General features: G+C 41.2%; 6 protein-coding genes. 4 read left to right on the top strand and 2 right to left on the bottom strand.

Translation table 11 applies throughout. From position 1 onward, the window contains the following. Positions 1-6: 6 nt before the first annotated feature. From B2Y23_RS10785 to B2Y23_RS10800, 4 genes are all read left to right on the top strand, one after another. Complete coding sequence (locus B2Y23_RS10785) at positions 7-579, top strand: hypothetical protein (RefSeq protein WP_291370866.1); 573 nt, start codon at positions 7-9, stop codon at positions 577-579. Positions 580-640: 61 nt separating this feature from the next. Then, a complete protein-coding gene (locus tag B2Y23_RS10790; protein ID WP_291370759.1) occupies positions 641-1765 on the top strand; it encodes an efflux RND transporter periplasmic adaptor subunit in 1125 nt (374 codons plus the stop codon). Positions 1766-1791: 26 nt separating this feature from the next. After that, positions 1792-4896, top strand: a complete 3105-nt coding sequence (locus tag B2Y23_RS10795; protein ID WP_291370761.1) for an efflux RND transporter permease subunit — start codon at positions 1792-1794, stop codon at positions 4894-4896. A gap of 97 nt (positions 4897-4993) precedes the next feature. Next, the gene (locus B2Y23_RS10800) at positions 4994-6709 is read left to right on the top strand and encodes a proline--tRNA ligase (RefSeq protein ID WP_291370763.1); all 1716 of its coding nucleotides are present in this window, start codon (positions 4994-4996) and stop codon (positions 6707-6709) included. 52 nt (positions 6710-6761) lie between these two features. Here the strand turns inward: B2Y23_RS10800 and B2Y23_RS10805 are convergent, their stop codons facing one another. Beyond that, positions 6762-8189, bottom strand: a complete 1428-nt coding sequence (locus tag B2Y23_RS10805; RefSeq protein ID WP_291354411.1) for a hypothetical protein — start codon at positions 8187-8189, stop codon at positions 6762-6764. A 24-nt stretch (positions 8190-8213) separates the two neighbouring features. Next, positions 8214-10091: hypothetical protein (locus tag B2Y23_RS10810; protein WP_291370765.1), on the bottom strand; the 1878-nt coding region annotated here is incomplete at its 5' end.

A 10091-nucleotide genomic window follows, 5' to 3' on the forward strand; every position in this document is an offset into this window, starting at 1 on the left:
TTTTTTATTTTGATCATTTTTAAAGCAACCACACTATTTGCTCAAGATTTACCCCCTAAAGCCACATGGTATCGCTACTATGACAGCAAAGGGATAGCCAATATCAGTACCAATGTCACACCCAACCATATTCGCCATGGTTATGAGGCTTTGGATCAGAACATGCAGGTAATCCGGCGTAATCGTGCCTACAACAGCGAAGCGGATATTAAACAGGCTCCCCAACGTGCAGCCCAAGCCAAACAGCAGGCTGAAAACTTAAAACTTAAAAAGGCCTATAGCAATAGCCAGGTTGCCATCATCAAACGCAATGACATACTGGTTAATATCAAAAAACAGATCGCTTTCCAGCAGGACCAATTAAAACAATTACAAAATGACCGGATCTATTTTAAACGCCAGCAGATTGAGCATTTACGCAAAGGCGAAAGTATTCCCAGCAGTTTGAAAAATAATATCGAGAACAATCAAAAGAACATTGAAGCAAAAAAAGACATGATTCAATCGTTACAAATTAGCTATCGAAATACCCAAGCAGAATACGACAATATTATCGCTCGCTTAAAAGCGCTTGAATAAATTGCATTTGTTCTGTTGAGCGCTTAATTTAAGCCACAATAAATAAAAAGGATGAAGCTACATGCTACCTGGACAGCATACAAAAAAATCTAAATTAAGTGATCAGTCCCCTTATTTGACCAGCAGCATTCTCTGTTTGAGCTTATTGCTGACGGCCTGCCAAAAAGATGAAATAGAACAACCTGTAGAAACAAAAACAAAAATCGAATTAATTCAAAAAGATTTAGTTTCAGTAAAAGATGGAACCTCTATCGCCAAAAGTGCTTTTACCGGAACAATTCGTGCAGTCAGTCAGAGTAGCATTCAGGCACAAGTCACTGCCACTGCAACCCAGGTCTATGTACAGGTCGGGCAAGCGGTCTCCAAAGGTCAGGTGCTGGTTCGCTTGAATAATCAGGACAATGCCGCACGTTTAGCGCAAGCTCAGGCCAATTTGTCAGCAGCTCAAGCTCAGGCCAATCTGGCTAAAAATATGATGCAGCGCAAAAAACGCTTATTGGATAAAGGCTTTATTTCCAAAGTAGAATATGAACAGGCCAATGTTGACTATCAGGCGCAACTGGAAAATGCACGCGCACAGCAGGCAAATGTGAATATTGCTCAAAAAGCCGAGCGTGAAGGCACCATTTATAGTCCAATTTCCGGGGTAATTACCCAGCGCCAGGTCGATGCAGGGCAAACTGTTGCTGCTGGACAAACCCTGTTTGAAATCGTGGATCCAAGTCAACTGGAAATTCAGGCCAAATTACCAAGTGACATGCAGTCCGCATTAAAAGTTGGACAACGTATTGAATACACCATTCAAGGTAATCCAGCTCAGCTGACTGCTGTTTTATCCCGAGTCTCTCCTATTGCTGATCCTGCCAGCCGGCAGATTGAATTTTTTGCCAGACCGAATGAAACCATTAATTCACTCAGTATCGGTTCTTTTGTGGAAGGCAATATTCTTGCTTCAACTCAGGTTTCAGGCCAGCTCATACCACTCGATGTGATCCAGAATCCCAAAGATAAGCCTTATGTATGGGTCATTCGCCAAAATAAAATTGAAAAAGTAAATCTGGTGATCCTGGAACAACGCTATCGGGACAATTTGGCCGTCGTTCAAGGATTGCAAAACGGCGACCAGATTAGCCGTATTAAATTTAATGACCAGGACATTCATCAAGCGGTCATCATCAATAAATAATAAAAAATAAGTACAGGATTGTTCTTATGTGGTTTACCCGAATTAGTGTTAAATATCCTGTTTTCACCATCATGATGATGCTGTGTTTACTGGTACTGGGGCTGGCATCTTGGCAACGCATGGGCGTAGAAGAATTTCCCGATGTCGATTTTCCATTTGTTGTTGTCTATACCTCTTATCCGGGTGCCTCTCCTGAAACCATTGAATCTGAAATTACCAAAAAAATGGAAGACCAGATCAACACCATCTCAGGTTTAAAACAGATTATTTCCCAGTCTAGTGAAGGGCTTTCGACCATTATTGTCGAATTTAATCTGGATGTCTCTTCTGCAGTTGCGGCACAAGATATTCGCGATAAAATTTCTCCTGTTACTGCCCAATTTCGTGATGAAATTCAAGATCCTATTGTTGAGCGTTACGATCCGACCGCCAATGCGGTGATGTCGATTGTATTTGAATCAGACAACATGAGTCTGCGGGATTTAAGCTCCTATTTAAGTCAGCGGATTGTTCCGCAACTCCGTACTGTACCGGGTGTGGGTACAGTAAATCTGCTGGGCGATGCCCAACGCCAGATTCGTATCGAGGTCGATCCACAAAAATTACAAAGTTTCGGCATTGGTGTAGACAAGGTCATCAATACCTTGAAAGGTGAAAATATTGAAGTTCCGGGAGGCACCTTAAAACAGCCGACCTCCGAACTGGTGGTGGAAATCAAGTCCAAAGTGCTGCACCCACAATCTTTTGGTGACCTGATTATCGCCAATAAAAATGGTGCACCCATTTACCTGAAACAGGTAGCGAGTATTGAAGATGGTCAGGCCGACTTTGAATCCAGTGCTTATTTAAATGGTAAAGCTGCGGTCGCCATTGATATTTTGCGCAGTTCCGACTCCAATGTGATTGATGTGGTCAATGCCAGCTATAAAGCCATGGCGAAAATCGAGAAGCAATTACCTCAGGGCACGGTGGCCAAAGTTGCCGTCGATAGTTCCAGAGGTATTCGTGGCAGTATTAAAGATGTGGCACGGACTATTATTGAAGGTGCAGTGCTTGCTGTTCTGATTGTGTTGCTATTTTTAGGTTCATTTCGCTCTACCGCCATTACCGGCCTGACCTTACCCATTTCCCTGCTCGGTACCCTGACCTTTATTTGGGCTTTTGGCTTTACCATCAACATGATGACCTTGCTGGCATTGTCCCTCAGTATTGGTCTCTTGATTGATGATGCTATTGTGGTGCGGGAAAATATTGTCCGTCATGCCGATATGGGTAAAGATGCGGTTTCAGCAGCACTCGATGGAACCAAAGAAATTGGCCTTGCGGTTTTAGCCACCACGCTGACGATTGTTGCGGTCTTTTTACCGGTTGCGTTTATGGGCGGTATTATCGGTAAATTCTTCTATCAGTTTGGGGTAACGGTCAGCGCTGCAGTGCTAATTTCGATGTTTGTCAGCTTCACCCTCGATCCCATGCTTTCTGCACATTGGGCTGAAAAGCACGATCCTAATAAACGACCGGGCAGAATCAAACGCTTCTTTAACTGGATCTCTAACAAGCTGGATAATTTAAGCCATTACTATGAAAAGTTATTAAAACTGGCCCTGCACTTCCGTATTTTAACCCTCATGGTTGCCGTCGCTTCGCTGTTTGGTGCATTGGGTTTATCTAAACTGATTGGTACGGAATTCGTTCCTGTTCCAGATAAAAATGAAATTCGGATTAAATTTGAAACACCTGTAGATGCCTCACTCGAATATTCACAAGCCAAATTGTTGCAAGTAGAGAATATTCTCCGTCAACACCCAGAGGTACGCAATACCTACAGCATTATCAATGGGGTTACCGATCGCGGCAAAAACCATGTCAGCATCCGGGTCAAGGTCACTCCTCGTCTGGAACGTGATAAAACCCTGACTCAACTGAATAACGAATTTCGTCAGCGTTTACAAAGCGTCGCGGGTATTACCATTACTTCGGTCGCTTCGGCAGATGAAACGGTTTCTGGGGGACAAAAGCCGATCCTGATTTCAATTAAAGGAACCGATCTGAACGAACTGCAAAAAATCTCCGATCGCTTTCTTGCAGAAATTTCTAAAGTCGAAGGTATCGTCGATCTGGAAAGCTCGCTTAAAGAGCCCAAACCCACCCTGGCTGTGCATATCAATCGTGTTCTGGCCAGTGATTTAGGTCTTTCTGTTAATCAAATTTCCAGTGTTATTCGTCCTTTAATTGCAGGCGATGACGTCACCACCTGGCAAGACGAAAAAGGCGAGACCTATGATGTCAATCTTCGCCTGACTGAAAACAAACGTACCCTACCGAGTGATATACAAAATCTTTATCTTAACTCACAGAAAACTGATGCTTCAGGTCAGCCTATTTTAATACCGCTGGCGAGCGTGGCATCATTTGACCAAACCCTTGGAGCTTCGCAGATTACCCGTCGTGATTTGGCCCGTGAAGTACTGGTGGAAGCTAATACAGCCGGCCGTCCTGCAGGAGATATTGGTCGGGATATTAAAAAAATCCAAGATAACTTTGATTTACCGCCCGGTTATAGTTTTGCGACTCAAGGTGCAAATAAAGACATGGCAGAATCGGCAGGTTATGCCTTAACCGCCATTACCCTTTCCATTGTATTTATTTATATTGTACTGGGTTCACAATTTAACAGCTTCATTCACCCTGCAGCAATTATGGCTTCCCTTCCCCTCTCACTAATTGGGGTATTCCTGGCTCTATTCCTGTTTAATTCCACCATGAACCTGTTTTCTATTATTGGGATTATCATGCTGATGGGATTGGTGACCAAGAATGCCATCCTGTTGATTGACTTTATCAAAAAAGCCATGGATCGCGGGATAGACCGTTATGAGGCGATTATTGAAGCAGGTAAAACCCGTCTACGTCCTATTTTAATGACCACCAGTGCCATGGTGATGGGGATGATTCCTCTGGCATTGGGTCTGGGTGAAGGCGGCGAACAAAGTGCACCTATGGCGCATGCCGTGATCGGCGGTGTGATTACCTCGACATTGCTAACGCTGGTCGTTGTCCCGGTCATCTTTACTTATCTGGATGACTTTAAGAATTTTATGACGCGCCAAATCCGTAAAATCATGGCATAATAAAATCCATTACCATGAGGTGACATTCTGAAATGTTCACCTCATTTTTTTATCGTATAATCTTATGCTTTAACGCTTAATTATCAGGACAGTTTCCATGCGCGCGAGTCGCTTTTTATTTGCTACGTTAAGAGAAACCCCAAACGATGCTGAAGTGATTTCACATCAGCTCATGTTACGTGCGGGGATGATTCGTAAATTGGCTTCGGGTTTATACACTTGGTTGCCGATGGGCGTACGCGTGCTAAATAAAGTTGAAGCGATTGTCCGTGAAGAAATGAACCGTGCCGGATCGCTTGAAGTATTTATGCCCGTGACTCAACCTTCAAGTCTTTGGGAAGAATCAGGCCGCTTTGTGCAATATGGTCCAGAACTGCTACGTTTCAAAGACCGTCATAATAACGATTTTGTGCTTGGCCCAACGCATGAAGAAGTCATTACTGATCTTGCACGCAATGAATTAAAAAGCTACAAACAGCTGCCAATCAATTTCTATCAGGTGCAAACCAAATTCCGTGATGAAGTTCGTCCACGTTTTGGTGTCATGCGTTCACGTGAATTCATCATGAAAGATGCTTATTCTTTCCATATCGATCAAGCATCATTACAAGAAACCTATGATGTAATGTATGACACGTACTGTCGTATCTTTAGCCGTCTGGGCTTAGACTTCCGTCCAGTACAAGCAGACACTGGCTCAATAGGTGGTTCAGGTTCACATGAATTCCATGTTTTGGCTTCAAGTGGTGAAGATGACATCGCCTTCTCTACTGAATCTGACTATGCAGCCAATGTAGAAATGGCTGAAGCTGTATTGGTGGGTGAACGCGCGGCTGCCACTCAGGAATTACAACTGGTTGATACACCAGCGCAAAAAACCATTGCCGATGTATCGAATTTCCTGGGTACAGATGCCGCGCAGTCTGTAAAAGCCTTGCTTGTTCAAGGTGTTGCTGAAGAAGGTAAAGCTACTCCAGTAATTGCTTTATTCTTACGTGGCGACCATGAACTGAATGAAATTAAGGCTGAAAAGCATCCATTAATTGCTGCGCCTTTAACATTTGCAACTGAAGATCAAATTCAAGCACTTGGTTTAACCACTGGCTTTATTGGTCCACAAGGTCTGGTTGAAAAAGGTATTACTGTCATTGTTGACCGTGCAGCATCTGTGCTTTCTGATTTTGTTGCTGGCGCTAATGAAGCCGACAAACATGCAACAGGTGTCAACTGGGAACGTGATGCTAAATTCACAGAAATTTATGACTTACGTAATGTAGTTGAAGGTGATCCATCTCCAGATGGTAAAGGTACACTGCAAATTAAACGTGGTATCGAAGTCGGTCACATTTTCCAGCTGGGTAAAAAATACTCTGAAGCTTTAAGCTGCAAAGTGCTTGGGAAAGACGGTAAACCGATGGTCGTGACCATGGGCTGCTACGGTATTGGTGTAACGCGTGTGGTGGCTTCTGCCATTGAACAAAACTTCGATGACAAAGGGATTATCTGGCCTTCTGCAATTGCACCATTTGAAGTTGCAATTGTACCAATGAATGCACACAAATCACCACGTACTTTAGAAGCTGCTGAAGCACTTTATGCAGAGCTGCAAGCTGCAGGTTATGACGTGATTTTGGATGACCGTGACGAGCGTCCAGGCGTAAAATTCTCTGATCTCGAAATTACCGGTATTCCACACCGTATTGTGATTGGTGAAAAAGGGTTGGATGCAGGAACTTTTGAATATAAAGGTCGCCGTGATGCTGAATCGGTAAATATTACTAAAGAAGAATTACTGACTAAAATTGCAAAGTAATTCATCTTTAAAATAAAAAATCCCGCATTCAGCGGGATTTTTTATTATTCGATTAACAGAATTTCAGACCGCCATAACAGTTAGAGGGAACATTCTGGTTTTTTAGAATCTGATTACTCAACGTTAACGTAGAAGGATTAGCTTGGGTCCATGGCCCTACATCAATTGTTAATGTTTTAACAATAGGGGTATTGGCTAAGGCCTTAATAGAATCACCCAAATCAATTGGAATTTCATTACCTGGAGCTTGCAGGTTGTTGGTAATATTTGTCGCAACTTGAGGAAGTACCGCCGAAATATCTACAGCCCCTGCCACATTGAGTTTCCCCAATTGCACAGGATCAGCAAATGACATCCACCAACCTCTTTTTGCAACATCTGCTGCATCTGCTCCTGGCCACTGCAAAGCAAGCTGCTGCAAAGCCAAATAACCTCCTGAACCGGTTAATGGTACATTATGTACCATGCTTAATAATTGATTAAAGGTCACATTCATATTCAGATTAGTCAGCTTTGAACCCTCCCCCATTTTAAATTTCGAGGTACTTACCAAACAAAGTGATCCTAAGCCTACACATGGATTAATATTTACCAATAGCTGGTCATTATCAAACTGTGTAGTATTCAAACCATTATAAACCTCATAATTAGCATTATCCTCAGCCGTACCTTTTGCCAAAGGAATCACTGGAATAGTCACCATAATGTTGGTCGCACTTGCCTGGGTTTGTCGGTTTCCAGATACAGTAAAGCCTGGAACATTAAATTTCACATTATTTAACTGCGGTACTGTAATACCCGTCGTATTAGAATTTGTTGGATCACTAGTAAAGTTATGCGTACCAAATAGAGCAATATCCAAGACTCCTGAAATTGCTTGGTTGGACGCTTTACCAAATTTCGCAGCTGCAGTATTGGTAGAACCTGATGTATCTGCAATTTTCATATAACCACTGAAAGATTGAATACCATCTGTCGGTGATTGTGTATTGGCAATACCTGTAGTTAATAAACCCAAAATTTCTTGTGCCCCTAAACGAAAACCAACTATTTCCCTGGTTGATGCTTTATCGCTATTTTTGATTGCAAATTCAATAAAGGGATTAGTTATTTTTGCACTCGTTGAGGCACGGTCATTTGCAAATACAGGATTTCCATCGGCATCATAACTTGTAGGTAATCCACTTAAAGCCAAATTCGAAATATCAATATCACAACCATTTGCACCATTTACTCCCCCACATCCTAATTGTAAGGATTTAATATTGGTATTTAGTTCCATTTCAGCTTCAAGTCCAAGTTTAAAAAAATTAACCTTTTCGTTACTTGAAGTATTATAACTATAAGCATCTTTAGAAAAATTCAGCAAAGCTTGACCATCTACTTTGGCCAATTCGGTATCCGTCAAACTTTTAAATCCTGTTGCATTTGCTCCTGAAGAAATGCAACAAATCAATGCTGGCAATAGTAATCTTTTCATTTTCAATCCCTATAATTTATTCTTTTATCGTGGAGTAATACCCAAAGTGCTACGCATTGCCCCTCCGGTAATTGCAAGATCAGCAATTTTCTGCATATTACCTGCTGGAGACATGGCCATTTCTGCGGTAAAGGGCTTACCTTGAGAAGTCGCAGTAGCTAAATAATTAAACTTGACCTGATTATCTAGTACAACAGTATCCTGTTTCATTTGAACTCTGGATTCGAATCCTATATGTCCTTGAAGCTTATTTAAATTAACACTAGATTCGCTTGGTCCAGTTGCAGCTTTAACATCTTCATTAATGATACTTAAGAAACTTCCTCTATCCGTAGAGCCTGTGAGATCTTTAAACTTAAAATTTCCTTTTAAAGACAAATAATTGGTGTCCGGCGTTGCATTTGCTGAATTTAGCCCCGGAACAATCAGCAATTCCCCTTGACCCTCGAGCTTAAAGGCAATAGAAGACAATACATCATCTTTTTTAGCAAAATTATCAATAGGTACGACTTTTTTATCACAATTTGTACCACCAGTTGCTGTAGTACAGTTATATAAAGAACCCGGAAGTTGTCCAATTGCAATTTCAGCTTTTGCTGCAAATAATAAATTATCTGCCTTGATATAAATTCCTTCATCTTCAAAACCAATGACACCATCTGATTTTAAATATGAATCGATATTTCGAAGACCTGCATAATAATTGACTTCTTCGTTATATACTCCCTTTGCACCATCTACGACAATGATAGAAGTTGTACTTGGCGTTCCGGTTTTTTTATCAATACCATAACCTTCCGTAGACATTGCCAAGTTATATCCCAAACCTGAGCTGGTCACTCCTTTATAAGTATAATTTTTAGCAAATAGCGCCAGATTGGCATTTAAATTAAAGATAGGTATACCTATGCCCCATTCTCCAGAAGAGCTGGTTATCTCAGCAATTGAATTGTCTGAAATAAAACGTGCTTTACGTGCTATGGCCTGAAAATCCATACCACGAATCGCAATTAATGCTACATTTTGCCCTTTATCAACCGGCACCATATCGTAGGTTAATTCGGTACTTGAAGCATTAAGTATCTTTTTAACATTTTCATTGATAATAAAATTTAAGCTTTTAACTTGTGCGGTATTAATGTAAATATCACCAAAGTCAATATATGCATTTTTAGTATTCAAATTGGTAGCATTGGTTGAATTACGAATAGCTAAAGGAGATAGATTTGAAAATTCTATAGCATAGCTACCATGTCCTGTATGACCTATTTCCAAAGTTGTTGGAGCAACATTTTGACCTAATAGAGGATTCCCTTCACGCGTAAACTCAGCAGAAACGCCAAAATGCAAACCACCAGCACCCGCAAAACCATAACCTGAAGCAGACCTTGTTGTTTCCGTTAAATCTGTTCCGGTACGATTTACCGTATTAAAATCTTTAAGACCAGCCTGATTTGCATTAAAGAATATTTTCGCATTTGTAACGCCGCCCGATGCTCCCATACGAATCACATTCTTCTGGTTATTGGGATCTGAACCATAGCGTAAGTCAATATTTACACCAGGATTTTTCGCATTCACTCGACTCGAGTCTACATCGCTTGAATCAGCAACTCGGTCTAAATTAACAATATGATCCGTATTGCCATCACGACTTTTGGTGGTCATTACTATCCCCTCATTCGAGTCTAGATACATATAACCATCAGCAGAAAAATTAAAATTAAAATCTTTTAGAGTTAAATTTTTACCGTTTAAGCCATATCCAATACTTGCATTTTGTAACTGAAAATCTAAATGTGCTTTCTCATCACGGTTAAATAAACCATGAGTAGTTTGCAAATAAAATTTTAAAGGAGAAGTTGTTGAAAGACTTAAAGAACCTAAATTCTGTTCAGCTGT

The sequence above is a fragment of the Acinetobacter sp. UBA5934 genome (assembly GCF_002430855.1).
GTDB lineage: Bacteria > Pseudomonadota > Gammaproteobacteria > Pseudomonadales > Moraxellaceae > Acinetobacter.